This is a genomic window from Stappia sp. MMSF_3263 (assembly GCF_030733745.1).
Taxonomy (GTDB): Bacteria; Pseudomonadota; Alphaproteobacteria; order Rhizobiales; family Stappiaceae; genus Stappia.
In genome coordinates this window covers 256,574-282,149 of the sequence record NZ_JASHIK010000003.1, presented here as the reverse complement: position 1 = coordinate 282,149, position 25,576 = coordinate 256,574, and the positions used below count along the sequence as shown (strand labels likewise).

Genomic DNA, 25,576 nt, shown 5'->3' with positions numbered 1-25,576 from the left:
CCCCCGCCGCCCCCGCGGATCCGGCCGGCGAAGCGGACGCCGTGGGCGGAACCGGCGCAACGCCATCGGAACAGACCATCAATCTTCCCCCGATCGTGCCGAAGGCGCAGGACGGCGACGAGGACATTCCGATCCTCGTTCCACCGGTTGCCGTCCAGCCGCCGCTGCCGCTCGATGTCGAGGGGGAAACCAACGACTATGCCTACGGAGCGTTCCAGCGCGGCTGGTACCTCACCGCCCTGTCGCTGGCCACTCCGCGCGCCGAAGCGGGCGACACCGCTGCCCAGACCCTGCTCGGCGTGCTCTACGAGACCGGACACGGCCTGCCGCGCGACGCCCGCAAGGCCGCAAGTTGGTATGAGCTGGCCGCCAGGGCCGGCAACGTCCCGGCGGCCCTGCGCTACGGCCTGATGCTGCTCAACGGAATCGGCGTCGAACAGGACAACGCCACTGCTGGCGACATGTTCGAGATCGCCGCCAAGGCCGGCATCCCGGAGGCGATCTACAATCTCGCCGGTCTCCACCGCACCGGCGAGGGCAGACCCTTCAACCCGGACAAGGCGCTTGAACTGCTCCAGCAGGCCGCCGAACTCGGCGATGTCGATGCCCGTTTCCAGCTGGCCCAGTTTCGCCTCGACGGACCCGCCGACATCCGCGACGAGGGCCGCGCCGCTTTCTGGATGGGCCGCGCCGCCCGCCAGGGCCACGTCGGCGCCCAGGTCCGCTATGCCATCCTGCGTTTCAACGGCCGCGGTGTCGCGCCCGACGAGGCTGAGGCAGCCGACTGGTTCGAGCGCGCCGCCTTGTCAGGCAATCCGGTGGCGATGAACCGCCTCGCCCGCCTCTATGCCTTCGGCCGCGGGCGCCCGGTGGACCTCGAGAAGGCCGCCGGCTGGCACCTTGCCGCCCGTGCGCTCGGTATCTCCGACCTGGAGCTCGACGGTGTCCTGACCGCCATCGACGAGGAAACCCGGCGCAAGGCGGAGAGCTTTGCTCAAGGCTATGCGACGGTGCTCGACGCCCCCGACCCCGAACCGCTGTCCGAGACCCCCTGAGTTCGGCTGAACGGCCGTTTCCGCGCGCTCCAGGGCAGCCATCCCGCGTTTTTGCTTGATTGGCGACCCGAAGTGTGGTGCACAGGCCGCGCACCGAACATCGTGCCCGCTCCCGGCCGTTCCGCGTTTTGCGGCAGGCAGACGGACCGGCGTGGCACCTGTCCGGCGAGAGGCGCGCGGGCCCGTTACGATGGCCAGGACCCATGCCACATCCGGCACACCCGCACGCGACCCGCCAAAGGGGCATGAGCAACACCAGACCCGCCGGATCGCACGCGCTCCGCGCGCGGAGCCGCAAGGCAGCCAGAGACGGAACCCGAATCCATGAAAATCAACGGCAACGAAATCAAGCCCGGCAATGTCCTGCTGCACCAGGAAACCCTGTGGGCTGTGGTCAAGGCCGAGCACGTCAAGCCCGGCAAGGGCGGTGCGTTCGCACAAATCGAGATGAAGAACCTCATCGACGGCCGCAAGCTCAACGAGCGCTTCCGCTCCGCCGACAAGGTCGAGCGCGTCCGCCTCGAGCAGAAGGACTTCCAGTTCCTCTATCCGCAGGACGAGATGCTCGTCTTCATGGATACCGAGACCTATGAGCAGATCGAGCTGCAGGCCGATTTCGTCGGCGAGCGCGCCGCCTTCCTCCAGGACGGCATGATGGTGACGCTGGAACTGCACGAGGAGAAGCCGATCGGCATCACCCTGCCGCAGTATGTGACGCTCGCGATCACCGAGGCCGACGCCGTGGTCAAGGGCCAGACGCAGTCCTCGTCCTACAAGCCCGCCATCCTTGAGAACGGCGTCCGGGTCATGGTGCCGCCGTTCATCACCGCCGGCGAGCGGATCATCGTCGACACCGAACTCGTCGAATACGTCCGCCGCGCCGACTGAGGCACATCATCCTTTTCGCCGGCGACAGCACGCCGCCGGCGCTTCTCCCCCTTCTTGCGCGCACCGCCTGCCGGCGCGCGCCGACACCTGCCAGGTAACGCCATGTCCCGCTCCGCAATTCTCAATGTCATGGTCCAGGCCGCGCTCAAGGCCGGTCGCAGCCTCGCCCGCGACTTCGGCGAAGTGGAAAACCTGCAGGTCTCGCGCAAGGGCCCGAGCGATTTCGTCTCCGCCGCCGACATCGCCGCCGAGAAGATCGTCCGCACCGAGCTGCAGAAGGCTCGGCCGGACTACGGTTTCCTGATGGAGGAGTCCGGTGTCATCAAGGGCGAAGACCCCCAGCACCGCTGGATCGTCGATCCTCTCGACGGCACGACCAACTTCCTGCACGGCATCCCGATCTTCAACGTCTCGATCGCGCTCGAGCGCGAGGGCGTGATCGTCGCCGGCGTGATCTACAACCCGGCGATGGACGAGCTGTTCACCGCCGAGCGCGGTCGCGGCGCCTTCATGAACGACCGCCGCTTGCGGGTCGCGGCGCGCAAGTCGCTGCCCGACTGCGTCATCGGCACCGGCATTCCCTTTCTCGGCGTCGGCGATCATGCCCGGTCGCTGAAGGAAATCCGCCACGTCATGGGCGAGGTCGCGGGCCTGCGTCGCTGCGGTGCCGCTGCCCTCGATCTCGCATGGACCGCCGCCGGTCGCTATGACGGGTTCTGGGAGCACGGCCTGTCCCCCTGGGACATGGCTGCCGGCCTGCTGATGGTACGCGAGGCGGGCGGCTACGTGACCGACATCGACGGCGGCGAGCAGATGTTCGAGACCCGCTCGATCGTTGCCGGAAACGAGCAGGTCCAGGGTCAGTTGCGCAAGCTGCTCGTCAACGCCCGGGGCTGACCGGCACGCGCCGGCGGCATGGCCGGGCACATTACGGCTTTTCACTACGGGGAAAATCACGCTATCAAGGGCTTGTCCTAAAACCGGGAGAAGACAAGCCGTCATGGCGCGTGCCTACGATCCGTACAGCCTGTCCAGCCCCTGGGTCTATCTGATCCGGATGATGATTTTCCTGGCGGTGGTCGCGTTTATCGCGCTGATCCTCTACCGCCAGATTGCCACGGCCTTCATGAGCAACCCCGGTCTCAACGGGCTGATCATTGGCACGGGCCTCGTCGGTATCCTGCTCGCCATCCGCCAGGTGATTCGCCTGATGCCGGAGGTCAACTGGGTCAACAGTTTCCGTCTTGGCGACCCCGGCATCGAGGTGCGCCGCCCGCCCGTTCTGCTCGCCCCGATGGCGACATTGCTCGGCAACCGGGCTGGCGAGACGATCCTGTCGCCGGCAACGATGCGCTCGATCCTCGATTCCATCGGCATGCGGCTAGACGAAGCGCGCGAGATGGCGCGCTACCTGACCGGCCTTCTCGTCTTTCTCGGCCTGCTCGGCACCTTCTGGGGCCTGTTGCAGACCGTCGGCTCCGTCAATGTCACGATCCAGAGCCTTGATGTCGGTTCGGGCGATGCCAATGTCATCTTCGAGGATCTCAAGGCCGGTCTGGAAGCGCCGCTCTCCGGCATGGGCACGGCGTTTTCCTCTTCCCTCTTCGGCCTGACGGGATCGCTGATCCTGGGTTTCCTCGACCTGCAGGCGGGACAGGCCCAGAACCGCTTCTACAACGAGCTTGAAGACTGGCTGTCGACGCTCACCGACATCGAGCCCGAGGAGGGCGGTGGCGGGGCCTCCGGCATGGTGGAACTGCGTTTTGCCATCGACAACCTGCGCAAGACGGTGGCCGAAAGCGGCGGCGGCGCCGGCCGCAATGCCGCCGTGGCGATGGCCAATCTCGCCGAAGGCATCCAGGGCCTCGTCCAGCATGTGCGCAACGAGCAGCAGATGATGCGCGACTGGGCCGACGAGCAGTCGGAACAGCAGAAGCGCATCGAGAAGCTGCTGCGCTCCATGTCCAGCGCCTTCGAGCGCATCAAGGACGAGCCGAAGTGATGCGGCACCGGATGACGCGCCGCAAGGGAACGGGCTGATCATGGCCGGCACGCGGATGAGGCGGCGGGACGCACGCACGGACTACTGGCCGGGCTTCGTCGACGCGATGGCCTCGCTGCTGCTCGTGATCATCTTCCTGTTGTCGATCTTCGTCCTTGCCCAGTTCTTCCTCGGCCAGCAGTTGTCGGGCCGCGACACCGTGCTCAACCGCCTCAACGCCCAGATCAGCGAACTGACCGAGCTGCTTGCGCTCGAGCGCGCCTCCGGCCGCGACCTGCAGGACACGATCGCCTCGCTGACGGCCAATCTCGGCGATGCCGAGGCCGAGCGCGAGCGGCTCCAGGGCCTTCTCGACGCCTCCTCCAGCCGGGCCGACCAAACAGGTGGCGCGCTCGCCGGGGTCGAGAGCGCGCTCGACGAGGAACGCCGCATCTCGCAGCGCGCGCTCTCCCAGGTCGAGCTGCTCAATCAGCAGATCTCCGCGCTGCGCCGCCAGATCGGCGCCCTTGAGGATGCGCTCGATGCGTCCGAGAACCGCGATCGGGAGAGCCAGGCCAAGATCGCCGATCTTGGCCGCCGGCTCAACGTGGCGCTGGCCCAGCGCGTGCAGGAGCTGTCGCGCTACCGCTCGGACTTCTTCGGCCGGCTGCGCGAGATCCTGTCGCAGCGCTCCGACATCCGCGTCGTCGGCGACCGCTTCGTGTTCCAGTCCGAGGTCCTGTTCTCCTCCGGCGCCGAGACGATCAACCCGGAGGGCGAGGCGGAGTTGCAGAAGCTCGCCGACGCGATCAAGGAACTGGCGGTGCAGATCCCGGCGGAGATCAACTGGGTGCTCCGCGTCGACGGCCATACCGATGCGCGCCCGCTTTCGGGGACCGGCCGCTTCCGCAACAACTGGGAACTGTCGGCGGCCCGCGCCATTTCCGTTGTCCGCTACCTCATCGACCAGGGCGTTGATCCCAAGCGGCTGGTTGCCGCCGGTTTCGGCGAGTTCCAGCCGCTGGAGGAAGGCGATGGCGAGGAGGCGCTTGCCCGCAACCGCCGCATCGAACTGAAGCTGACGGAACGCTGATCACCCGAGCCTGAACCCGGTCTCACGTCCGGGCACGCTGCAAGCGGGCTGTTTCCCCGCCACATCAGGCGTCGCCAGATCCCTCCCGAGGCAGTGTCTCTCCCGAAGCCGCCGCGCCATGGGGCGCGGTGTAATCCTTCGCCAGCAGGGCCAGCCGAGCCGACAACCGGGATGCGAGCGACGGATCGCCGGGAGACCGTCCCTGTCGCCTTTCCAGAACCGAATAGCGGATGGATGGAAGCGGTGGCAGCCGGCAGTCCTCACCAAGCGGCCGCAGGCCCAAACCGGCAACCGTTCGACAGGCAACGCCCAGGCCGGCCGCAACCGCGACGCGCGCGCCCTCCAGGCTCGGCGTGACGACCGCGATGCGCCAGGCTCTGCCGGCCGCGTCAAGCGCGTGCTCGGCCGCTTCGAGGAAGGGACAGGGGCGCGCAACGCTCACAAGCGGCAGAACCTCGTTGTCCAGCAACCCGGTCTCGCCGAACCAGCGCATCGGAAAGGCCCTCGTCCCGGCTCCGCGCAACTCGCTCACGCAAAGGGCGGTGTCGATCCGGTCCTCCCCCATTGCGCGCAGCAGGTCGGTCGAGCCGCCAATCATGATCTCGAGGCTGATCGCGGGCTCGCTGGCTCGCAATTCCGCGAGCACGGGGCTCAGCACCGTTCCGACGAAGTCTTGCACGATGCCGACCCTGACCGGCCGGGCCGCGCTCGGACCCAGGTCGGCTCTCGCCGCGTCGATACGATCGAGAATGGCGCGCGCGTGTCCAAGAAACCGGCTGCCCGCCTGGTTCAGGCGCAAGGAACGCCCGTCGCGATCGAACAGGGGCTGCCCCGCAATGTCCTCCAGGCGAGACATCTGCAGGCTGAGGGCGGATTCGCTGCGCCCCATGCGCCCCGCCGCGGCGGCAAGGGAGCCGCAGTCGACGACAGCGACCAGACTGCGCAGAAGTGGCGTCGGCAGGTCCTGTATCATGAACAAAACTCAATTCTGAATTCGGATTTTGCCGATAATAACTGAATTTTCCTGAAGTAAAATACGGCACCCGAAGCCGGAGGATCCGCAATGCCCTTTGCCAGACTGACCTTGATACCCGCCCCCGCCCCCGAGCAGGCAAGCCGCCTCGCCGCGGAACTGACCGACCTCGTCGCGGGCGATCTCGGCAAGCGACACGACCTGACATCGATCCTGATCGAAACGCCGGGCGAGGCCCTGTGGACCATCGGCGGGCAACCCCGTGCGAGCGCTGCGCACCTTGAGGTCTGCGTTACCGCCGGCACCAACTCCGACGAGGAAAAACGGACCTTCGTGGCAAACGCCATGCGGATGCTGAAGGCAGCGCTGCCCGGTCTCGACCCGGCCACCTATGTGATCGTCAAGGAAGTGCCCGGGTCGGACTGGGGCTTCGACGGGCGCACCCAGGCCGATCGCGCCCGAGAGCGAAACTGAAGCGGCGGTTTGCCGCCGGTCCCCGCGAGTTCCGGCCGCTCGAGGAAGGCGACAGCGAGGAGGCACTTGCCCGCAACCGCCGCATCGAACTGAAGCCGACGGAACGCCGGCCCCGCGCCGACCGGCATGGCGATATTCTCCCCAACCGGCTCTTTACCGGACGGATGTCCTTCAGATAGCCGTGATGCGAGGAGGAACCTTGCCATGCTGGAACTTCGTCCAGGCTGCGAATGCTGTGATCGCGACCTGCCCCCGGATTGCGCGGACGCGATGATCTGCACGTTCGAGTGCACCTTCTGCAGCGACTGCGCGCAAGGCGTCCTGAAGGGGTGTTGCCCGAATTGCGGCGGCAACTTCACCAGGCGGCCGATCCGGCCGGTCGAGAAACTGGCCAGGTACCCGGCTTCGACCCGCCGGGTGGTCAAGCAGGCCGGCTGCGCCTGACGGCAGCCAAAAAGAAAGGCCGCCCGAGTACGGACGGCCTCCCGATTGTCCCTACGTGCGCCAGGCTCAGTCTTCGTCTTCGTCGTCCTCGTCGCTCTTCTTGCCCTTCAGCGAGTTGAGCTTGGCGAAGACCGCGTCGGCATCGATTTCCTCGTCCTTGGGCTGCGAGGGCGCCGGACGGGCGAAGGCGGCTGCCATGGCGTCTTCCGACGTCGTCTCGTCGACCGGCAGCAGTGTCTCCTCGACATACTCGCTCTCGGGGCGCGGCGGCAGGTTCTTCGAGGCCTTCTCGACTTCCATGTCGAGTTCGATCTGGCTGCACAGGCCCAGCGTCACCGGGTCCATCGGCGTCAGGTTGTTGGAGTTCCAGTGGGTGCGCTCACGGATCGCCAGGATCGTCGGCTTGGTCGTGCCGACCATGCGCATGATCTGCGCATCCTTGAGTTCGGGATGGTTGCGCACCAGCCACAGAATGGCGTTCGGCCGGTCCTGACGGCGCGACACCGGCGTGTAGCGCGGCCCCTTGCGCTTGCTCTCCGGCACCCGCGTCTTGGTTTCCTGGAGCTTCAGCCGGTAGGCCACGTCACCTTGCGCCTTCTCGATCTCGTCGCGCGTCAGCTGCCCGGTCATGACGGGATCGAGGCCCTTGATACCCTGGGCCGCCTCGCCGTCGGCGATCGCCTTGACCTCGAGCGGGTGCAGTTTGCAGAAATCCGCAATCTGTTCGAAGCTGAGGGACGTGTTATCCACGAGCCACACGGCCGTCGCCTTGGGCATCAAGGGAGTGGTCGCCATGTGTAAATGCCTCCTGTTCGCTCCGCCGAGGGCCCGCACTTGAAGCGCAGGAACCGGCAAAGCCTAAATCTGTCGCATGGAAGGGGAACTGCAAGGCTTATACGCGCTCCCCGTCCTGAAATCAAACATGGATCACGCACCTTGATCCGTCAAAAGCACGATCTTTCCGATGTGCCCGGAGCTTTCCATCCGGGCATGGGCCGCGGCCGCCTCACGCAGGGGAAAGGTTGAATCCATGACGGGCCGCACGGTGCCCGCCTCGATCAGCGGCCAGACCTTTTCACGCAGGCTGTCGGCGATCGCCGCCTTGAAGGCGGCATCGCGCGGCCGGAGGGTCGAGCCGGTATGGGTCAGCCGCTTGACCATCAGCCGCGAGAAATTGACCTGCTCGGCAACGCCGTTGAGCGTGGCGATCTGGCAGATGCGCCCTTCCACCGCCGCCACTTTCCAGTTGCGCTCGACATAGTCGCCCCCGACCATGTCGAGGATCACGTGCACACCCTCGCCGCCGGTCGCGGCGAGGATCGCCTCGACGAAGTCGGTCGTGTTGTAGTTGATCGCATGATCGGCGCCGAGCGCGCGAACCGCCTGCGCCTTTTCTTCGGATCCCACGGTGGTGAAGACCTCCGCTCCGAACGCCCTGGCCAACTGGATCGCCGTCGTGCCGATGCCCGACGTCCCGCCATGGACCAGAAACCTTTCACCCGATGTCAGGCCGACGCGGTCGAAGACATTCGTCCACACGGTGAAGAAGGTCTCCGGCAGGGCCGCTGCCTCCGCCATCGAGAGGCCGGCGGGAACAGGAAGGACGCTGCCTTCGGGCGCCGTGACGTAGTCGGCATAACCCCCGCCTGGCACCAGCGCACAGACCGCATCGCCCGGCGCAAGGCCCGAAACCCCGGGGCCGGTGGAGACGACGCGCCCCGCCACCTCCAGGCCGGGAATGTCCGTAACCCCTTTCGGCGGCGGATAGCTTCCCATCCGCTGCAACACGTCCGGGCGATTGACGCCTGCGGCCGCCACCTCGATCAGGACCTCGCCCGCGCGCGCCGACGGCGTCGGCCGCTCCATCGGCACCAGGACGTCCGGTCCTCCCGGGCTTTCAAAGCCGATTGCGGTCATCATGCGCGGTGTTTCGATCATGGGTGTTTCCTTCCCCGGCTTGTCTCACGCCCGGTTTAAGCGTTCGGAGGCTGCCTGACAATTGACGGGACGGCCACAGGCCTGACATCTTGTCCGGTCTGGAGGAGCCGCTTTCTCGAGGAGACAAGGACAAATGCCTCAGGACGACAACCTGCCGCCCCAGACCATGCCGACCCCCGTGGTCGTGGGCGAGGACCTTTCCCGGCTTTCTGTGGATGAACTCGGCGCGAGGATCATCCTGCTCCAGGGCGAGATCGACCGCACGGAAGCCGAACGCTCCGCGCGCGGAGGCGTGCTTGCCGCGGCGGATGCCTTGTTCCGAAAATAGGCCGCGACAAACAACCCTTATGTAAGATCCGATTTCTACTTGTGAAATCGCTGCGGGCAACTTTGCGCGAACGGCTGGGATTCATTAAGATTTTAGATATTTACCAATTATTAAGCTTTCCAAATCATAACTGTGGGTATCCAGTCATCTGGATTTCGAGTGGCTCCTGTCCACTCTGTTTGACGCCTCCCTGTTAATGACTTCGAGCCGCGGTCACGCGGCTCTTTTTTTGCCCGGCACTTCGGTGTATCCCGGGTCGGTCGTGTTTTTTGGCGACCCTCTGTCGTGGCACGATGATTGCGAGACAAGGATTGACGCCGCCGGCTGCGGCCCAAAACGGGACATGTGTCCAGGGACGCGACAGGATCGAACGCTCCTGTCGCCAAGAGAGACACCCCCGGCCCGGACGCCTGATGCGTGGCGGCACGCAAGCATTGAGACAAGAAGACAGGGAACAGGAGGCACTGGCACATGACGGACTGGTTCTCATCCACAAGGCGGGAAGGACCCATCGACTTCGCCGATCGCCTGGCCAATTCGGACATGTTCCAGGCGCTGTTTCGCGATGGCATGGCCCTGGTCGAGGAAACCGCCGCCTATCTCGACGGTGACGGGCGGGTGGAGTCCAAGTCGCTGCCGCGCGCGGCCTCGCTCGCCTATGCGACCGAATCCATGCGCCTGACCACGCGCCTGATGCAGATGGCCTCCTGGCTGCTGCTGCAGCGGGCCGTGAACGAAGGCGAGATGTCATCGGAGCAGGCCGGCAGCGAAAAGAACAAGGTGCGCCTCGACACGCTCTCCTCGACGCGTGGCGGCCCCGGCTGGCAGGACCTGCCCGAGCAGCTTCGCGACCTGATCGAGCGCTCCGTGCGCCTGCAGGAACGCATCGTGCATCTCGACCGGATGATCCACGAGAGCAAGCAAGGCGAGGTCCGCGCTGAAAACCCGGTCGCGGCACAGCTCAACGTCCTGACCGCCGCATTCGGCGCCGGAGGCGGCGCGGGTCGCCTGCGCTGATCCGGCCGAGCAGATGCCGGCGGGGTACCCGCCGGCAGCATCCTTCAGCCGCACACAAAAAAACCCCGGCCGCTTCGGCCGGGGTTTTTGTTTGTCGCCCGGAAGCCCGGGCCAGATCATCCGGCAATCAGTTGCCGAGGAAACCCGCATACTTGTTCTTGAAGCGCGAAACGCGGCCGCCACGGTCCATCAGCTGGCGATCGCCACCCGTCCACGCCGGGTGCGTGCGCGGATCGATGTCCAGCTGCAGCGAGTCGCCTTCCGAGCCATAGGTGGAGCGCGTGTGGAACTCGCTGCCGTCCGTCATCACCACCTTGATCGAGTGGTATGCGGGATGAATGTCCTTCTTCATCTTCTCGTCCCCGTGCCTGCGGCAAACACCGGCCCTGGGGAGGCGCGGCGCGTTCTGGTTGAAACAATGTCGACGCGCACCCAGTCACGCGCGCCTCTCCCGGCCATCTGGCGGAAGCCGCGTCACATGACGGCTGCACGAATTTGCGGTCCCCCGCGCCGAAAGCACGGGCGAGCCGAAACCTTGAGCGCGAGCCTATAGCCTATCCGCCCCCGGAAAACAAGGCCGCGAGCGATCTCTTGGGCCCTCTCTTGGCCGCGGTCCGGCGGCGCGGCAATCGGACCATGCGCAACCGGTTGGCCTGCCTTGCGCGACCCGCTATGGTCCGGCGGATTGCGAAAGGCGGTCCCGCATCGCCACGCGCCGAAAGGGTCTCAACGGAGAAAACAACAAACGTGTCCCGATACGGTTCCCCATCATCGCCCGACCGCGGTGGCAAGCGCGACATCCGGCCACTGGCCGCCCTCCTCCCCTATCTGGTGAAGTATCGCGGCCGCGTGGTTCTGGCGTTCTTCGCGCTGCTAGGCGCCTCCGCCACCACATTGCTGCTGCCCGTGGCGATCCGGCGGATGATCGACTTCGGTTTCGGCGCCGATGATCCCTCGCTCGTCGACAACTATTTCTCGGTGCTGATCGCCGTCGCGGCCGCGCTCGCGACCTTTTCCGCCCTGCGCTACTATCTCGTCACCTCGCTCGGCGAGCGGATCGTCGCCGACCTGCGCGCCGATGTCTTCGCCCATCTGGTGCGCCTGTCGCCGGCCTATTTCGACAGCGCAAAGTCGGGCGAGATGGTCTCGCGCCTCACCGCCGATGCCACCCAGGTGAAATCGGCGGTCGGGGCCAGCGCATCCATCGCCATGCGCAACCTGATGATGTTCGCCGGCGCCTCCGCGATGATGGTGGTGACCAGCCCCCGCCTGTCGCTGTTCGTGCTCGGCGCCATCCCCGTCATCGTGCTGCCACTGATCGCTTTCGGCCGCTCCGTGCGCCGCCGCTCCCGCCATGCGCAGGACACGCTCGCCGGCGCGTCCGCCTATGCCTCGGAATCGCTCGGCGCGATCCGCACCCTCCAGGCCTTCACCAACGAGCGCTTCGCCGGTCGCCGCTTCGCCGGCGCCGTCGAGGAAGCCTTCGGCGCCGCGCTGAAGGCGATCCGCGCCCGGGCGCTGCTCACGGCCTTCGCCATGTTCGTCATCGCCTCCAGCGTCGTCACCGTGCTCTGGGTGGGTGCCAGCGACGTTTTCAACGGGCGCATCTCCGCCGGTGAACTCGGCCAGTTCCTGCTCTACTCGATCTTTGCCGCCGGCGCGCTCGGCGAGCTCAGCCAGGTCTGGGGAGAGATATCGCTCGCCGCCGGCGCCGCCGAACGCCTGTCGGAACTGCTGCGCATCGAACCGGAGATCGCCGCCCCGCGCGATCCCAAGCCGCTACCGAAACGCGTCGCGGGAGAGGTGCGTTTCGACCAGGTCGGGTTCTCCTACCGGCAGGCGGGGGAACTGCCTGTCCTTCATGGCGTCGATCTTGCGGTCGCGCCCGGCGAGACGGTCGCCGTCGTCGGTCCGTCCGGCGCCGGCAAGTCGACGCTGTTCCATCTGTTGATGCGCTTCTACGACCCGAGCACGGGCGCGATCCGCATCGACGGTCTGGACCTGCGCGACTGCGACCCGGAAGAGGTCCGCCGCCAGATCGCGCTTGTCCCCCAGGACACGACGGTTTTCGGGGCAAGCATTGCCGAGAACATCGCCTTCGGCCGGCCCGACGCGACCCGCGAGGAGATCGAGGCGGCGGCGGCGGCCGCATCCGCGGATCTGTTCATCAAGGCCATGCCGCAGGGCTATGACACGCCGGTCGGCGAGCGGGGCGTGACGCTGTCCGGCGGCCAGCGCCAACGGGTCGCCATCGCCCGCGCAATCCTCAAGGACGCGCCGGTGCTGCTCCTTGACGAAGCCACCAGCGCGCTCGATGCGGAAAGCGAGACCCTGGTCCAGGGAGCGCTTGAACGCCTCATGCAGGGTCGCACCACGCTGGTCATCGCCCACCGCCTTGCCACCGTGCTGAAATCCGACCGCATCATCGTCATGGATGGCGGGCGGATCGTGGAAAGCGGCCGTCACGAGGAGCTCGTCGCCGATGGCGGCCTTTATGCCAAGCTCGCCAAGCTGCAGTTCGAAAGCGGTGCACAGGCCTTTTCTTCGGCCCGTGAAAGGCTCCCCCTCCCGGAGTAGGCAGAACCCCGCTTCGCCGCTCAGGCGAACCGCTTGAGGAGGAAGATCCGGTCCTGTCCGCGGGGATGATCGCCGATGCGTCCGAATTCCTCGAAACCCAGCTTCCGGTAGAAGTCCGGCGCCTGGTAGGAAAACGTATCGAGCCACAGGCCGACGGATCCCAGCCGCCGTGCCTCCAGCTCGACGGCCTCGACCAGCTTTCGGCCAACGCCGCGCGAGCGCGCGGCATCGCTCACCGCGAGGAGCTCGATGAAGGTCCAGTCGGAGACGCTGCGCGCGATGATGCCGCCGAGATAGATCTCGCCGTCCCAAGCTTCCAGGGAGAGGGTCTGCGGGCGGAAAGGATGGCCCGCCGCATCCGAATGGGCGCTGAGCGTGTCCAGGATCCGCTGGCGCACCTCGTCACCGGCATCCCCGGCCTTGCGTATCTCGAGCATGTTGAAGTGTCCGGAAAATCAGGTGTGAAGCAGGTCGCGCCCGGCGCCCTTGCGGGCACCGGGCGGATCCGGGATCAATCTTCCTCGGCGACGGGCACCGTATAGTTGAGCGGCAGCCGGCCGCCATCGGCATAAACCGTCTGGCCCGTCACGTAGCTCGCATCGTCCGAGGCCAGGAATGCGGCGACGCCGGCGATTTCCGACGGTTCGCCGACCCGGCCGAGCGGCGTGCGCGAGAGAACCCGCATGCGCGCCGCCTTGTCGGAATTCACCGAGGCCAGCATCTCCGTCATGATCGAGCCGGGGCCGATCCCGTTGACGCGAATGCCATAGGGCGCCAGCGACAGGGCCGCCACCTTGGTGAGCTGGTTGAGCCCGCCCTTGGAGACCGAGTAGGGAACCTGGTTGGGAATGGCGAAGACGGCATTCACCGACGACATGTTGATGATCACGCCCGGCTTGCCGCCCTCCTTGACCTTGTCGACCATGTGGCGGGCCACCGCCTGGCTGCACAGGAAGGCGCCTTTCAGGTTGATCGAGAGGACGCGTTCGAAATCCGCCTCCTCCAGGTCGAGGAAGTCGCCGCCGATGACGATGCCGGCATTGTTCACCAGGATGTCGATGTCGCCGAACGCGTCCAGCGTCGCAGCGACGAGATTGCGTACGTCGAGCTTCTCGGCCACGTTGCAGTGCACGTAGCGCACCTCGCCAAGAGCCTTGAGCTCGGTCTCGGCCGCCTCGCCGCGCGTGTCGTCCACGTCGGCAATGATCACCTTCGCACCGTCGTTCAGGAAGCGACGGGCGATCGCGAAACCGATGCCGCCGGCCGCGCCGGTGACGATGGCTACCTTGTTTTCCAGGGACACGGAGTTCCTCGCAACTGTCATTCGGAATGATTGGCAGGGCGCACGTCCCGCGAAGGGGAAGCGCACCCATGCGCGCGAACATAGGCCGGCAAGCGCGCCCTGTCGATCAGCGCCGCCGACATCTCCCCGGCGCGCGCGCCGCCGGCCGGCCGCAAGCCCGGCGGACGCTGCGTTCCCACAGGTCCGCGAACGGAGCTACACCGCCAGCCCGCGGTCCTTCAGCGCGCTCTCGATCTCCTGAAGGATCGCCGGATCGTCGATCGTCGCCGGCATGCGGTATTCGGCGCCGTCGGCGATCTGCCGCATCGTCGCCCGCAGGATCTTGCCGGAACGGGTCTTCGGCAGCCGCTCGACGGTGATCGCCAGCTTGAAGGCGGCAACCGGTCCGATCTTCTCGCGCACCAGCGCCACCAGCTCCTTCTCGATCTCGTCATGCGGCCGGTTGACGCCGGCCTTGAGCACCACGAAACCGCAGGGCGCCTGTCCCTTGAGACTGTCGGAGATCCCCACGACCGCGCATTCGGCAACATCCTTGTGGCTGGCCAGCACCTCCTCCATCGCCCCCGTCGACAGCCGGTGACCGGCGACATTGATGATGTCGTCGGTGCGCGCCATGACGAAGAGATAGCCGTCCTCGTCCATGATCCCGGCATCGGCCGTCTTGTAGTAGCCCGGGAACTCCTCCAGATAGCTGGCATGGAAACGCTCCGGCGCCTGCCACAGCGTCGGCAGGCAGCCTGGCGGCAGCGGCAGCTTCACCACCACGTTGCCCAGCGTTCCCGCCGGCAGCGGATGGCCGGCATCGTCCAGGACCTGCACGTCATAGCCCGGCATCGGCACGGTCGGCGAGCCGTGCTTGACCGGCAGCATGCCAAGGCCCACCGGATTGCCCACGATCGGCCAGCCGGTCTCCGTCTGCCACCAGTGATCGATCACCGGCACGCCGAGCTTGTCCTCCGCCCAGGCGAGCGTGTCGGGATCGGCGCGCTCCCCGGCAAGGAACAGCGTGCGGAAGGACGCGAGATCGTGATCGCCGATCAGCTTGCCCTCCGGATCCTCCTTCTTGATCGCCCGGAATGCCGTCGGCGCGGTGAACAGGGCAACGACATTGTGCTCGGCGATCACGCGCCAGAACGTGCCGGCATCCGGCGTGCCGACGGGCTTGCCCTCGAACACGACCGTCGTCGCCCCGTGCAGCAACGGCGCATAGACGATGTAGGAATGGCCCACCACCCAGCCGACATCGGAGGCGGCCCAGAAGACCTCGCCCGGCTCGACGCCATAGTGGTTCTCCATGGTCCATTTCAGCGCCACCATGTGCCCGCCATTGTCGCGCACAACGCCCTTCGGCTGGCCGGTGGTGCCTGAGGTGTAGAGGATGTAGAGCGGATCCGTCGCCGCGACCGGGACGCAATCGATCTTTCGCCCCAGCGACAGCGCCTCGTCCATCAGCGCGCCGAGGTCCCGGTCGCGCGCCTCGCCGAGCTCGGCCGGCGCCTGCGTCCGTTGCAGCACGAAACAGGCGTCCGGCTTGTGCACGGCCATCTCGACCGCCGCGTCGAGCAGCGGCTTGTAGGCGATGACGCGGCCCGGCTCGATGCCGCAGGAGGCGGCGATGATCGCCTTGGGAGTGGCGTCGTCGATGCGCGTTGCCAGTTCGCGCGCGGCAAAACCGCCGAAGACGACAGAATGCACGGCGCCGATGCGGGCGCAGGCCAGCATCGCCATCACCGCTTCCGGGATCATCGGCATGTAGATGATCACCCGGTCGCCCCGGCCGATGCCGTGGTCGTCGAGGATCGCGGCAATGGCGTTCACCCGCTCCAGCGTCTCCTCGAAGGTGTAGCTCGCCTGCGCTCCCGTGATCGGGCTGTCGTAGATGATCGCCGGCTGGCCGGGGCGGCCGCGCTCCACATGCCGGTCGAGGCAGTTGTAGCAGGTGTTGCACTGCGCGCCGGCGAACCACTGGCCGTATCCGCCGAGCGCGGGATCGAACACCTTGTCCCAGGGCTTCACCCAGTCGATCTCGGCGGCGGCCTCGGCCCAGAAGGCCTCCGGATCGCGCTGCCATGCCTCATAGAGCTCATGATAACGGCTGGCCATCTGGACGTTCTCCTCCCTGTCGCTTGCCGGCGCGCTCCCCCGGATGGGGGCACGCCCGCCAGGCATCTTGTCATCCCGCGCCGTTCGCCAGGGCCTCCCCGCCCCCGCCGCCGCAGGACGTCCTCGACTGCGTATGTGCCGTCAGCGACGGGGCGAAGGCAAGCCTCGCCAGCCTAGACATTCGGAGAATGGGAGCTTTGCGTATGGCGGCGGAGAACTCTCCGGCGGCATTGCCAGAGGCTTCACAGCTAGAGCAGTCCGAGACTGTTCGAGATCATCGCAATGCGTGGCATGGCGGCGGCCCTCACCGAGGCATGGAACCTTTCCGGGAAGTCCCCCGGCAGTGCTTCCTCGACCTGGTAGAAGGCGCGCTCGCCAATGTCCGCTATGCGCTCCAGGGTCCGCATCGCGAGGCTTTTCGGCACATTGGCCGATCCGGCCATCTGAAGAAAATGGCGGGGATGGATCTCGTCGACGCGATAATGCCGGTTGTCGCCGGCCGACATGGCGAGCTTCATCTGCCGCCGCCTGATCTGGCCCGCGTCCAGAAGCGGCTGGACGGTGAGGATGTCATAGAGCGGCGTGAGGTGGAAAGCGCCACCCGGCATCAGGAAAATGCTGAAGTTCTTCGCATGGCCGTCCGTCGCGCCGATCACCCAGAAGAACAGCTGTGCCGCGAGAAACGTTTCCTGGTCCTCGAGAGGCGTATCGCTGGCCCTGAGCAGATCCAGAACATCACTCATGCCCGGTCCGCCGTCGCGCTGATACTTGAGTGTCGGGGGAACCGAGAGGGCCTGGCAGCAATCCTCCTGCGGCAGGCGCAACAGGCGGCCCTCGCGTGTCCAGCGACGGTCGAACCGCTCGATCACCAGGGTCTTCGTCTCGCCGAAGGTCTGTATCTCGGCGGCAGCGACCGGCAGGCCGAACGCCTCGGCCAGCTTCAGGCAGTAGAATTCGTTCTCGACGCCGTCGGACAGATTGATGCCGTCGGGCAGCACGCCGATCTGCGTCTTGAAGATATGCGTCGTCGGTGTCGTGCCGTGAGGTTTCAGCCAACGTCCCTCGTGCCGGAGCAACGCAGTTTTTTCCTGCGCCCCGGCAAGGGAGATCCGGAACGCGTCGTCCCTCTCGATCCCCAAAGGCGCCTGGGCAAGGTTCCGCAGAAGTCTCTCGATATCCGCCTCGTCGATGACTTCCCCGTCGATGCCGTCGTCGTCGACCCGTTCCTCGTCGTCGGGAACGAACTGAAAGGCGCCAACGCAATCGCGTCCGATCCGGGTCAGCAGACTGAAGGCATCCACACCTCGCGCACCCACTTTTTCAGCGATCCGGCGACGCAGGACGTCGGAATCGGGCAGCAGGTTCTCGAACACTGCGGAGACCGGTTCTCCACGGTAGGCCTCCTCGCGCAAAGGCAGCGACAGTGACACGGGGATCACATTGGTCCGCGCCAGCCAGGCGGCTTCGTAGCGGAATGACACGGCGCCGCCCGGCTCCTTGAGAAGAAGCCCGGCCAGTTGCGAGCCCAGATACACCCGCAAGGGAGGATATGTCCGACGACGCGCCATTAGCCCAGCAGATCCTCAAGATCGGCGTCGCTGGCGCCGCCTGCGCCACGCGGCTCTATACGGAACTCCAGGTCGAGCGCCGCCAGCACGGCAAGCAGCGTTTCGATCCGCACGCCCGGGTTGCCGTTTTCGATGAGTGAGACCGTGCCTTGCCGCAGGCCGGCTCGGCTGCCCAGATCAGCCTGGCTCATGCCTCGCTTCTTGCGGGCGCGCCGCAGGACGCTGCCGATCTGTTTGGGACTGCGTGCAAGGTCGGTCATGGGCACCTCCGCCTCTCTTATACGCCACAACAGATAACACAAAAATATTTGATTAAGCGTATAGATTGAAATTATACGCTATAGCGAGTTAAACAAATTTATAAGCTTTAGCGTATAAAATATCCGGCATCGCGCAGGACCTTCCGGGTGCGCCGAGCGGACAGCTTGACGCGACACCAACGTGGCGGGAAAAGGGGACGCCGACAGCGGTTTGACGCGCGCGACCCGGCGACCTGAAACAGGTCTTGCGGTCAGGGCACAGCCCTCTGGTTGACGAAACCAACGCCTGGTTGCCTTGCAATCGGATCTCGCTTACGCCTATCTGCAATTGTAGATTGCCGTACCAATTGTTTTCACGGACATTTCATGACGAGATACGGGCTTCCGCCGTCTCCCGACCTGCCGATCTGGTTGCCCGGGGCCATCTGGGTGATCAGCGCGGCTGCACTTGTCTTTCTCCTTGCCAGGGCTCTTGCACAGGCCGCCACGCTTCGACTTTCGGGCAGCAGCGAGACCGCGCTGCATTCGACAGGGACAGAGGACAAGGGTGCAGCCGGCTTTCGCCAGATCCTGACATCGGTCCTTGGCCACATCGACCTGTGGCTCTCGACGCCGCGAGTTCGGCAGAGTTCGAGCGGGCACGATGAAACCCTGCAAGCCGAGGGGCAGGCAGCGTTCACGCCCTACACGTTCGTCCTGAAAGCCTGCCTTTTCTACCCGCTCCTGCTTTCCCTGTTGTCCGCTACCATCCTCAGACCCCATCAGTATTCCTGGGCGAGGTCGACAAGCCCCTCGGTTGACGTGGGGATGCTGCTTCTTTGCATCTTGTCTGTGTTCTTTGCTCGCTGGGCGATCGCGGAACGATCCCCGCGGCGAATGGTCGGGATGGCGATGACACCGGCGCTCGCCATCATCATGGCCGGACTTGTTTTGATCGCCGGTGAGAAACTCGCGGCACAGGCAGGGCTGCCGACGCCTGGCCTGGCTGGAGTGGAGGCCCTGCGAACAACCGGGGCATCACTGACGGTTCTCGGCGCGACCACTGCCGCAATCGTTATCGCAACCGGCGCTGGCTGGCTTGCGGCGATCATGGTGCTTGCGCTTGCCGCCCTGAGCCCTTTCGCGACCACCCCCCTCATCTGCGCTGGCGGCTTTATCGCTTTCATTGCCGGATTGTGGCGGAGGATGGATTCCACCGACACGCCCATGACCGGGCCGCTTACCTTGGGCCTGGGATATTCCCTTGCCATGATCGCCGGTCTGGGATTGATCACCGTCATCACAGCGAACGACTTGAAGGGCAACCTTCAGATGGCCCTAGGGTTCGGACCCATCGTGCTCATGTTCGTCGCCGGACTTATTCACATCGGCGTCGTGCTTCCAGCCGCCTGTATGTACAGAAACTGGTTTGCCGGTCTCGCACCTCGCCCGCAGACCGCGTTTCGCCGGATGGAATGGCTGCTCATGATCGGCTGTGTGCCTGCAGTCGCGCTGATGAGAGTGCCGCTGTCCTGCAACGACCCTCTGGTGAGCGCCGCCGTTTTCATGTGCCTGATTCCGGCGCTGCTTGCCCCGTTTGTCTGGCTGTCATTGATCGCGGCGCGCGACCTGCTCCTGAGAGGCTGCCGGCCGGGCGGGCGCTTTCTCCTCGCCCGCATGGCGGCAATCATCCCGCTGACGACCGGGACCTTGACGGTCCTTCTGGTCTCCGCGGCCGCGCTGGTGGGAGCCTTGTCCGATCTCTTGCCTCGCAAACCCAGTTTCGTGCCGTTCCACACCGTCGAGGAGCACATCAAGTTCATCGAGAAGTTCCCGGAAACGCCCGACTATCAGGTCCTGTATGCCCTGATGCTCTCTCCGCTTCTGCCGGTCGCCCTCTATGTCCTCGCGCTCATCGTCGCCATGTCGGTACGGGTCTTGAGGCCCGCGCGATCAGGTTTCGGATCGGAGTTCCTGCCCCACAATGCGGCCGCGCTGGCGACGGTATGTTTCAGCCTCCTGCTGGCGGCTCTCTGGTATATCCTCGTCGTTGCAACGGACGGCTTCGATACGATGATCCGCATCGGCCTTGCGATCGCGCACACCGTCCGGGGGGTGCTGCCGATATAGGCACACGCTTCCGCTTCGCCTCTGGACAAGCACCCGCAGCGGGTAGATACCGAAGAGGTTTCCGGCGGCGGGCTCTTGCGTGCGTTCCGGATCGACCGCCCGCCCCTTGCTATTCCCCCCGCGAGATCCGCCCCCGTGCAACCCATCGCCGATCCTCTCTTCTACGCCTTCGCCATTCCGGCGGTCATCCTCGTCGGCCTTGCCAAGGGCGGCTTCGGCGGGCCGCTGTCGCTGCTCGGCGTGCCGATGATGAGCCTTGTCATCGCCCCCGTGCAGGCGGCCGGTATCATGCTGCCGATCCTCGTCGTCATGGACATGGCCGGGCTCTTCGCCTATCGCGGAAAATACGACACGGCGAGCCTGAAGGTCCTGCTGCCGGCCGCGATTCTCGGCATCGGGCTCGGTTATCTGACAGCCGCCTATGTCAGCGATGCGCATGTGCGCCTGCTGATCGGTCTCGTCGCCATCCTCTTCGCGCTCGACGCCTTTCGCGGCGGCGCAGCGCGCGCCGAACCGAAACCCCAGCGTCCATGGGCCGGCCGCTTCTGGGGGCTGATCGCCGGCTTTACCAGCTTCGTCAGCCATGCCGGCGGGCCGCCCTACCAGATCTACATGCTGCCGCTCAGGCTCGATCCGGTGCGCTTTGCCGGCACCACGGTGATCTTCTTCACCACCATGAATGCGATCAAGCTGGTGCCCTATGCCGCGCTCGGGCAGTTCGACACGGTCAACCTTGCAACCTCGGCCGTGCTGCTGCCGCTGGCGCCGCTGGCAACGCTTGCCGGAGCCTGGGCGGTTCGCCGCATCCAGCCGGCGCTGTTCTACCGGATCACCTACGCGGCTGTCGGCATCATCGGCGTCAAACTGCTGTGGGACGGGCTCGCCGACCTGCTGGCATGAACATCCCGGCCCATGACAGCGATCCCGGTTGATCGCGCCCGTCTTTGAAGCTTTGATGATCCCGGCGGAAACCCGTCCGGCGCGACGGACGCTGCGGAATGGAAACTCGGAGGAACGAATGGCCGAAACCGGCAATCCCTACATGCGCGATCTCGGCAAGACGACGGCCAATCACACGCCTCTTTCTCCCCTGAGCTTCCTGGCGCGGGCCGCCCATGTGTTCCCCGCCCAGACCGCCATCGTTCACGGTCGCCAGCGCTTCTCCTACGCGGAGTTCTACGCCCGGTCCCGCCGCCTCGCCTCGGCTCTCGCCGCCCGCGGCATCGGCAAGAACGACACGGTGACGGTGATGCTGTCCAACACCCCGCCGATGCTCGAGGCCCATTACGGCGTGCCGATGACCGGCGCCGTGCTGCATTCGCTCAACACCCGCCTCGACGCGGCGGTCCTCGCCTTCCAGCTCGACCACGCGGAAACCAAGCTCGTCATCACCGACCGCGAATTCGCGCCGGTGATGAAGGAGGCGCTGGCGCTGGCCTCCGTCGACCCGCTCGTCATCGACTACGACGATCCGGAGTTCCCGCAGGAGGGAGAACGGCTCGGCACGCTCGACTACGAGGCCTTCGTCGCCTCCGGCGACCCGGATTTCGCCTGGTCGCTGCCGGAGGATGAGTGGGACGCGATCTCGCTCAACTACACGTCCGGCACCACCGGCAATCCCAAGGGCGTCGTCTACCATCACCGCGGCGCCTATCTGCTTGCCCAGGCCAACATCCTCACCGCCTCGATGGCCAAGCATCCGGTCTACCTGTGGACCCTGCCGATGTTCCACTGCAACGGCTGGTGTTTTCCCTGGTCGATCTCGGTCGTCGCCGGCACCCATGTCTGCCTGCGCTGGGTGCGGCAGAAGCCGATCTGGGACGCGCTTGCCGACGAGGGCGTCACTCATCTGTGCGGCGCGCCGGTGGTCATGTCGACGATCCTCAACGCAGCCGATACGGACAAGCGCGACCTTGCCGGGCGCGTCGTCGAATTCTTCACCGCCGCCGCCCCGCCGCCTGAATCGGTGCTTGCCGCGATGAAGGAAGCGGGTTTCAACGTCACCCATCTCTACGGGCTGACCGAGGTCTACGGCCCCGCCGTCGTCAACGACTGGAAGGTCGAGTGGAACGAGCGGCCGGCGGCCGAGCAAGCGGCGCTGAAGGCGCGCCAGGGCGTGCGCTACGTGGCGCTCGAGGATCTCACCGTGCTCGATCCCGAGACGATGCAGCCGGTGCCCGCCGACGGCGAGACGCTGGGCGAGGTGATGTTTCGCGGCAACGTGGTGATGAAGGGCTACCTGAAGAACCCGGAAGCGACCGACGAGGCCTTTGCCGGCGGCTGGTTCCACTCCGGCGACCTCGGCGTGCTGCACGAGGATGGCTATATCCAGCTCAAGGACCGCTCCAAGGACATCATCATTTCCGGCGGCGAAAACATCTCCTCGATCGAGGTGGAGGATGCCCTGTTCCGCCATCCCGATGTGATGGCCGCCGCCGTCGTTGCCCGGCCCGACGACAAGTGGGGCGAGACCCCTTGCGCCTTCGTCGAATTGCGGCCCGGCGCCAGCGTCACGGCGCAGGAGATGATCGACTTCTGCCGCGAGCGCCTCGCCCGCTTCAAGGTTCCCCGCCACGTGGTCTTCACCGATCTGCCGAAGACCTCGACCGGCAAGGTGCAGAAATTCGTGCTGCGCGAGATGGCCAAATCGGTCTGACGCCCGGCCCCGCACGCCTGAAAACGACAAAAGCCGCGGCACTGCCGCGGCTTCTGATGTCGACCGGCGGGCGGACCCGCCGGCATGTGTCATGCACGGAACTTCAGTGCAAAGTCTCGTTGGTTCTGATCCTCTCGATCTCGTCCTTGAGGTGTAGTTTCTGGCGCTTGAGGTTTGCAATCTCAAGCGAGTCCGCGCTCGGATGGCGCATCGCTTCTTCCAGTTTCCTCTCGAGATCCGAGTGGCGCTTCTTCAACTCGACCAGATGCGACTGAAGGGACATGGATAACCTCCTTGCCTATTCGCGTTTGACGACATCAGTGTGACATAGGTGCCAGCGTCTGTCGAACGGTTCCGGGACCGCGCGCAAGCGTTCCGCATTCGCCGTTACCGCCCGGTTTACGCAGCGTCCGCATTTCGTTTCGTCGCTTCTGCGAACAGCCCCGGAGCCGTTCTTGAGCAGGCGCGACGAAATGACCGGCGGGCGGGCGGCGGGCCGGCCGCGACACGAGAATGCGCCCCCGCGTGCCACAAGGTCTACCAAGGAGGGCGCACACGCGGTATTCTGCAGATCGTGCGTGGCGGCAGGCCGCGCCGAGCAGGCGGGCCGGGGCGCACCGACCCCGCTTCGGCCGGGATCGGGCGGGCGGGTCCTGTTGCGGCGACCAGGTACACGCGTGCCGGCGGCCGCGCCGGAAGGTCAAGGCCCGGCATTCATACCGGCAGTGTGGAGTACAATGGCATGGATGCGGGCATGGGCAGCGAGATCGACGAGAAGGCCGTGCGGATCGAACTCGCGCGGTTGCGGCAGGAGCACCGCGACCTCGACATGGCCATCGACGCCATGGCCGGCACCGGCCGGGCGGACGCCCTTCAGATGCAGCGCCTGAAGAAGAAGAAGCTGGCGCTCAAGGACCGTATCACCACCCTGGAAGACCGGCTGCTTCCCGACATCATCGCCTGAGCCGGCGCCGCCCGCCGGCACACGCCGGTGTCGGTGACCCCGTGCATGACGGCTCCCTCTCCTTCGCACTTGCACGCGGCAGGGCGCTGCCTATAGTGCGGAGCCTTCCAGGACGTCGGCCGGCTTGCATGCGGGTCCGGCACGGGCAAGCAGGGGCGCGCATGAGCGACAACAAACCGCAGGTGGCGATCATCATGGGCAGTCAGTCGGACTGGCCCACCATGAAACACGCGGCCGAAACGCTGGACGCGCTCGGCGTTTCCCATGACGCGCGCATCGTCTCGGCCCATCGCACCCCGCAACGGCTCTACGATTTTGCCCAGGGCGCGCGCGATGCCGGTTTCAAGGTGGTGATCGCCGGTGCCGGCGGCGCCGCCCACCTGCCGGGAATGGCCGCCTCGATGACGCCGCTCCCCGTTTTCGGCGTGCCGATCGAATCGCGCACCCTGAAGGGCGAGGACAGCCTCCTGTCCATCGTCCAGATGCCTGCGGGCATTCCGGTCGGGACATTGGCCATCGGGCGGGCCGGCGCCGTCAACGCGGCACTGCTTGCCGCTTCCGTGCTCGCCTTGAACGATCCGGAACTCGCCGGACGGCTCGATGCCTGGCGCCAGCGCCAGAGCGCCGCCGTCGCGGAACGGCCCGTCGACGACGCCTGACGAACCAGGAACGAGAACACGGCATGACCTCCTCGAACGCCCGCATCCTGAAGCCCGGCGACACGATCGGCATTCTCGGCGGCGGCCAGCTCGGCCGCATGCTGGCGCTGGCCGCCGCGCCCCTTGGCCTCAAGACCCATGTCCTGTGCCCCGATCCCGAAAGCCCGGCCTTCGAGGTGGCCAGCACCCACACCATCGCCGGCTACGACGACACCTCCGCGCTTGATATCTTCGCCTCCGCCGTCGATGTGGTGACCTACGAGTTCGAGAACGTGCCCGGCCCCACGGCCGCCCATCTCGCCGCCCGCGTGCCGGTGCGCCCGGGCGCGGACGCGCTGGCCGTCTCCCAGGACCGCCTGTCGGAAAAGACCTTCCTGCGCGAGGCCGGTATTCCCGTTGCCGGTTTCGCCGCCATTGATACCGATGCCGAGGTCGCGCCGGCGCTGGAGCGGCTCGGCGGCAAGGGCATCCTGAAGACCCGGCGCCTTGGCTATGACGGCAAGGGGCAGGCCCTGCTGCGCTCCGTGACCGATGCCCGCGACGCCCATTCGCGCCTCGGCCGCGTACCGGCCATCCTCGAGGCCTTCGTGCCCTTCGAGCGCGAGGTCTCGGTGATCGCAGCGCGCGGTGTCGACGGCACGGTGCGGGCCTATGACGTCGCGGAAAACGTCCACCGCGACCACATTCTCAAGACATCGACCGTTCCCGCCGGCATCGACGCGGAACTCGCCGCCGAGGCCCGCGCCATGGCCGAGACGATCTGCGAGAAGCTCGGCTATGTCGGCGTGATCGGGGTCGAGATCTTCGTGCTGCCCGAGGGCGCGCCCCAGCGCATCCTGGTCAACGAGGTCGCCCCGCGGGTGCACAATTCCGGCCACTGGACGGAAGCGGCCTGCCAGGTCTCCCAGTTCGAGCAGCACATCCGCGCGGTCGCCGGCTGGCCGCTCGGCAGCGCCGAGCGCCACTCGGACGTGACCATGGAGAACCTGATCGGCGCGGAGGCCGACGACTGGGCCGGCATTCTTGCCGAGCCGGGCGCCTCCCTGCATCTCTACGGCAAGGCGGAAAGCCGGCCGGGCCGCAAGATGGGTCATGTCAACCGGTTGCGGCTCCTGCGCCCCTGAAACCACGTCCGCCCGAAAAGCCCCCGGCAGGCTTTCCGCCTGCCGGCAAGTGCCGGATCGAC

At 66.2% G+C, this 25,576-nt stretch carries 26 protein-coding genes; 16 read left to right on the top strand and 10 right to left on the bottom strand.

Going from position 1 to position 25,576, the window contains the following annotated elements:
- From RBB46_RS05915 to RBB46_RS05895, 5 genes are all read left to right on the top strand, one after another.
- The coding region (locus tag RBB46_RS05915; RefSeq protein WP_336623135.1) for a tetratricopeptide repeat protein at positions 1-1,055 on the top strand (1,055 nt) is incomplete at its 5' end.
- Positions 1,056-1,379: 324 nt separating this feature from the next.
- On the top strand, positions 1,380-1,943 hold the full coding sequence (gene efp / locus RBB46_RS05910) for an elongation factor P (protein ID WP_306027967.1): 564 nt from the start codon (positions 1,380-1,382) through the stop codon (positions 1,941-1,943).
- 102 nt (positions 1,944-2,045) lie between these two features.
- The gene (locus RBB46_RS05905; protein ID WP_306027966.1) at positions 2,046-2,840 is read left to right on the top strand and encodes an inositol monophosphatase family protein; all 795 of its coding nucleotides are present in this window, start codon (positions 2,046-2,048) and stop codon (positions 2,838-2,840) included.
- 103 nt (positions 2,841-2,943) lie between these two features.
- Positions 2,944-3,945, top strand: a complete 1,002-nt coding sequence (locus RBB46_RS05900; RefSeq protein WP_306027965.1) for a flagellar motor protein MotA — start codon at positions 2,944-2,946, stop codon at positions 3,943-3,945.
- A gap of 40 nt (positions 3,946-3,985) precedes the next feature.
- The gene (locus RBB46_RS05895) at positions 3,986-5,017 is read left to right on the top strand and encodes a peptidoglycan -binding protein (protein ID WP_306027964.1); all 1,032 of its coding nucleotides are present in this window, start codon (positions 3,986-3,988) and stop codon (positions 5,015-5,017) included.
- A 64-nt stretch (positions 5,018-5,081) separates the two neighbouring features.
- Here the strand turns inward: RBB46_RS05895 and RBB46_RS05890 are convergent, their stop codons facing one another.
- Positions 5,082-5,990: a LysR family transcriptional regulator gene (locus RBB46_RS05890; protein ID WP_306027963.1), complete on the bottom strand. Its 909-nt coding sequence runs from the start codon at positions 5,988-5,990 to the stop codon at positions 5,082-5,084.
- A 90-nt stretch (positions 5,991-6,080) separates the two neighbouring features.
- Between RBB46_RS05890 and RBB46_RS05885 the strand changes: the two genes are divergently transcribed.
- Positions 6,081-6,464 (top strand): hypothetical protein, encoded by a 384-nt coding sequence (locus RBB46_RS05885; RefSeq protein WP_306027962.1) that lies wholly within the window; start codon positions 6,081-6,083, stop codon positions 6,462-6,464.
- A 204-nt stretch (positions 6,465-6,668) separates the two neighbouring features.
- Complete coding sequence (locus RBB46_RS05880; RefSeq protein WP_306027961.1) at positions 6,669-6,908, top strand: DUF1272 domain-containing protein; 240 nt, start codon at positions 6,669-6,671, stop codon at positions 6,906-6,908.
- Positions 6,909-6,974: 66 nt separating this feature from the next.
- Here RBB46_RS05880 and RBB46_RS05875 read toward each other — a convergent pair whose 3' ends face one another.
- Complete coding sequence (locus RBB46_RS05875) at positions 6,975-7,703, bottom strand: DUF1013 domain-containing protein (RefSeq protein WP_306027960.1); 729 nt, start codon at positions 7,701-7,703, stop codon at positions 6,975-6,977.
- 132 nt (positions 7,704-7,835) lie between these two features.
- On the bottom strand, positions 7,836-8,846 hold the full coding sequence (locus RBB46_RS05870) for an NAD(P)H-quinone oxidoreductase (protein WP_306027959.1): 1,011 nt from the start codon (positions 8,844-8,846) through the stop codon (positions 7,836-7,838).
- A gap of 133 nt (positions 8,847-8,979) precedes the next feature.
- On the opposite strand from RBB46_RS05870, the gene RBB46_RS05865 reads away from it, so the two are divergent.
- Positions 8,980-9,174, top strand: coding sequence for a DUF1192 domain-containing protein (locus RBB46_RS05865; protein WP_306027958.1), 195 nt, complete (start codon positions 8,980-8,982; stop codon positions 9,172-9,174).
- Positions 9,175-9,645: 471 nt separating this feature from the next.
- Entirely contained in the window at positions 9,646-10,191 is a 546-nt protein-coding gene (locus RBB46_RS05860) for a DUF1465 family protein (RefSeq protein WP_306027957.1), read from the top strand.
- 127 nt (positions 10,192-10,318) lie between these two features.
- Here the strand turns inward: RBB46_RS05860 and rpmE are convergent, their stop codons facing one another.
- Complete coding sequence (gene rpmE, locus RBB46_RS05855; RefSeq protein ID WP_306027956.1) at positions 10,319-10,543, bottom strand: 50S ribosomal protein L31; 225 nt, start codon at positions 10,541-10,543, stop codon at positions 10,319-10,321.
- Between the two features lie 320 nt (positions 10,544-10,863).
- Between rpmE and RBB46_RS05850 the strand changes: the two genes are divergently transcribed.
- Positions 10,864-12,768, top strand: a complete 1,905-nt coding sequence (locus tag RBB46_RS05850; protein WP_306027955.1) for an ABC transporter transmembrane domain-containing protein — start codon at positions 10,864-10,866, stop codon at positions 12,766-12,768.
- Between the two features lie 20 nt (positions 12,769-12,788).
- Here the strand turns inward: RBB46_RS05850 and RBB46_RS05845 are convergent, their stop codons facing one another.
- The 5 genes from RBB46_RS05845 to RBB46_RS05825 form a co-directional block, all read right to left on the bottom strand.
- Positions 12,789-13,205, bottom strand: coding sequence for an N-acetyltransferase (locus RBB46_RS05845; protein ID WP_306027954.1), 417 nt, complete (start codon positions 13,203-13,205; stop codon positions 12,789-12,791).
- A 74-nt stretch (positions 13,206-13,279) separates the two neighbouring features.
- Positions 13,280-14,071: an SDR family NAD(P)-dependent oxidoreductase gene (locus RBB46_RS05840; protein WP_306027953.1), complete on the bottom strand. Its 792-nt coding sequence runs from the start codon at positions 14,069-14,071 to the stop codon at positions 13,280-13,282.
- 195 nt (positions 14,072-14,266) lie between these two features.
- The gene (locus RBB46_RS05835) at positions 14,267-16,174 is read right to left on the bottom strand and encodes a propionyl-CoA synthetase (RefSeq protein ID WP_306027952.1); all 1,908 of its coding nucleotides are present in this window, start codon (positions 16,172-16,174) and stop codon (positions 14,267-14,269) included.
- Between the two features lie 248 nt (positions 16,175-16,422).
- On the bottom strand, positions 16,423-17,709 hold the full coding sequence (locus RBB46_RS05830; protein ID WP_306027977.1) for a type II toxin-antitoxin system HipA family toxin: 1,287 nt from the start codon (positions 17,707-17,709) through the stop codon (positions 16,423-16,425).
- A 32-nt stretch (positions 17,710-17,741) separates the two neighbouring features.
- Positions 17,742-18,002: a helix-turn-helix domain-containing protein gene (locus tag RBB46_RS05825; protein ID WP_306027951.1), complete on the bottom strand. Its 261-nt coding sequence runs from the start codon at positions 18,000-18,002 to the stop codon at positions 17,742-17,744.
- A gap of 366 nt (positions 18,003-18,368) precedes the next feature.
- Between RBB46_RS05825 and RBB46_RS05820 the strand changes: the two genes are divergently transcribed.
- From RBB46_RS05820 to RBB46_RS05810, 3 genes are all read left to right on the top strand, one after another.
- Positions 18,369-20,111: a hypothetical protein gene (locus RBB46_RS05820; protein WP_306027950.1), complete on the top strand. Its 1,743-nt coding sequence runs from the start codon at positions 18,369-18,371 to the stop codon at positions 20,109-20,111.
- 135 nt (positions 20,112-20,246) lie between these two features.
- Entirely contained in the window at positions 20,247-21,011 is a 765-nt protein-coding gene (locus tag RBB46_RS05815) for a sulfite exporter TauE/SafE family protein (protein WP_306027949.1), read from the top strand.
- 118 nt (positions 21,012-21,129) lie between these two features.
- Positions 21,130-22,767 carry an acyl-CoA synthetase gene (locus RBB46_RS05810; protein WP_306027948.1) on the top strand — a complete coding sequence of 546 codons (1,638 nt, stop codon included), beginning with the start codon at positions 21,130-21,132 and terminating at the stop codon, positions 22,765-22,767.
- Between the two features lie 103 nt (positions 22,768-22,870).
- Here RBB46_RS05810 and RBB46_RS05805 read toward each other — a convergent pair whose 3' ends face one another.
- Complete coding sequence (locus RBB46_RS05805; protein ID WP_306027947.1) at positions 22,871-23,050, bottom strand: YdcH family protein; 180 nt, start codon at positions 23,048-23,050, stop codon at positions 22,871-22,873.
- Positions 23,051-23,509: 459 nt separating this feature from the next.
- On the opposite strand from RBB46_RS05805, the gene RBB46_RS05800 reads away from it, so the two are divergent.
- The 3 genes from RBB46_RS05800 to RBB46_RS05790 all read left to right on the top strand — a co-directional run bounded on the left by RBB46_RS05800 (position 23,510) and on the right by RBB46_RS05790 (position 25,514).
- A complete protein-coding gene (locus RBB46_RS05800) occupies positions 23,510-23,731 on the top strand; it encodes a YdcH family protein (protein ID WP_306027946.1) in 222 nt (73 codons plus the stop codon).
- Between the two features lie 161 nt (positions 23,732-23,892).
- The gene (gene purE / locus RBB46_RS05795; protein ID WP_306027945.1) at positions 23,893-24,390 is read left to right on the top strand and encodes a 5-(carboxyamino)imidazole ribonucleotide mutase; all 498 of its coding nucleotides are present in this window, start codon (positions 23,893-23,895) and stop codon (positions 24,388-24,390) included.
- Between the two features lie 23 nt (positions 24,391-24,413).
- On the top strand, positions 24,414-25,514 hold the full coding sequence (locus RBB46_RS05790; protein ID WP_306027944.1) for a 5-(carboxyamino)imidazole ribonucleotide synthase: 1,101 nt from the start codon (positions 24,414-24,416) through the stop codon (positions 25,512-25,514).
- Positions 25,515-25,576 lie beyond the last annotated feature (62 nt).

What these genes read in the sequence shown, in the direction of transcription:
- RBB46_RS05850 (WP_306027955.1), top strand. Translation starts at nt 10,864, where the DNA reads ATGGTCCGGCGGATTGCGAAAGGCGGTCCCGCATCGCCACGCGCCGAA.
- RBB46_RS05900 (WP_306027965.1), top strand. Translation starts at nt 2,944, where the DNA reads ATGGCGCGTGCCTACGATCCGTACAGCCTGTCCAGCCCCTGGGTCTAT.
- RBB46_RS05835 (WP_306027952.1), bottom strand. Translation starts at nt 16,174, where the DNA reads ATGGCCAGCCGTTATCATGAGCTCTATGAGGCATGGCAGCGCGATCCG.
- RBB46_RS05885 (WP_306027962.1), top strand. Translation starts at nt 6,081, where the DNA reads ATGCCCTTTGCCAGACTGACCTTGATACCCGCCCCCGCCCCCGAGCAG.
- RBB46_RS05905 (WP_306027966.1), top strand. Translation starts at nt 2,046, where the DNA reads ATGTCCCGCTCCGCAATTCTCAATGTCATGGTCCAGGCCGCGCTCAAG.
- RBB46_RS05880 (WP_306027961.1), top strand. Translation starts at nt 6,669, where the DNA reads ATGCTGGAACTTCGTCCAGGCTGCGAATGCTGTGATCGCGACCTGCCC.
- RBB46_RS05890 (WP_306027963.1), bottom strand. Translation starts at nt 5,990, where the DNA reads ATGATACAGGACCTGCCGACGCCACTTCTGCGCAGTCTGGTCGCTGTC.
- efp (WP_306027967.1), top strand. Translation starts at nt 1,380, where the DNA reads ATGAAAATCAACGGCAACGAAATCAAGCCCGGCAATGTCCTGCTGCAC.
- RBB46_RS05875 (WP_306027960.1), bottom strand. Translation starts at nt 7,703, where the DNA reads ATGGCGACCACTCCCTTGATGCCCAAGGCGACGGCCGTGTGGCTCGTG.
- RBB46_RS05895 (WP_306027964.1), top strand. Translation starts at nt 3,986, where the DNA reads ATGGCCGGCACGCGGATGAGGCGGCGGGACGCACGCACGGACTACTGG.
- RBB46_RS05845 (WP_306027954.1), bottom strand. Translation starts at nt 13,205, where the DNA reads ATGCTCGAGATACGCAAGGCCGGGGATGCCGGTGACGAGGTGCGCCAG.
- RBB46_RS05805 (WP_306027947.1), bottom strand. Translation starts at nt 23,050, where the DNA reads ATGTCCCTTCAGTCGCATCTGGTCGAGTTGAAGAAGCGCCACTCGGAT.
- RBB46_RS05810 (WP_306027948.1), top strand. Translation starts at nt 21,130, where the DNA reads ATGGCCGAAACCGGCAATCCCTACATGCGCGATCTCGGCAAGACGACG.
- purE (WP_306027945.1), top strand. Translation starts at nt 23,893, where the DNA reads ATGAGCGACAACAAACCGCAGGTGGCGATCATCATGGGCAGTCAGTCG.
- rpmE (WP_306027956.1), bottom strand. Translation starts at nt 10,543, where the DNA reads ATGAAGAAGGACATTCATCCCGCATACCACTCGATCAAGGTGGTGATG.
- RBB46_RS05870 (WP_306027959.1), bottom strand. Translation starts at nt 8,846, where the DNA reads ATGATCGAAACACCGCGCATGATGACCGCAATCGGCTTTGAAAGCCCG.
- RBB46_RS05800 (WP_306027946.1), top strand. Translation starts at nt 23,510, where the DNA reads ATGGATGCGGGCATGGGCAGCGAGATCGACGAGAAGGCCGTGCGGATC.
- RBB46_RS05860 (WP_306027957.1), top strand. Translation starts at nt 9,646, where the DNA reads ATGACGGACTGGTTCTCATCCACAAGGCGGGAAGGACCCATCGACTTC.
- RBB46_RS05790 (WP_306027944.1), top strand. Translation starts at nt 24,414, where the DNA reads ATGACCTCCTCGAACGCCCGCATCCTGAAGCCCGGCGACACGATCGGC.
- RBB46_RS05825 (WP_306027951.1), bottom strand. Translation starts at nt 18,002, where the DNA reads ATGACCGACCTTGCACGCAGTCCCAAACAGATCGGCAGCGTCCTGCGG.
- RBB46_RS05865 (WP_306027958.1), top strand. Translation starts at nt 8,980, where the DNA reads ATGCCTCAGGACGACAACCTGCCGCCCCAGACCATGCCGACCCCCGTG.
- RBB46_RS05820 (WP_306027950.1), top strand. Translation starts at nt 18,369, where the DNA reads ATGACGAGATACGGGCTTCCGCCGTCTCCCGACCTGCCGATCTGGTTG.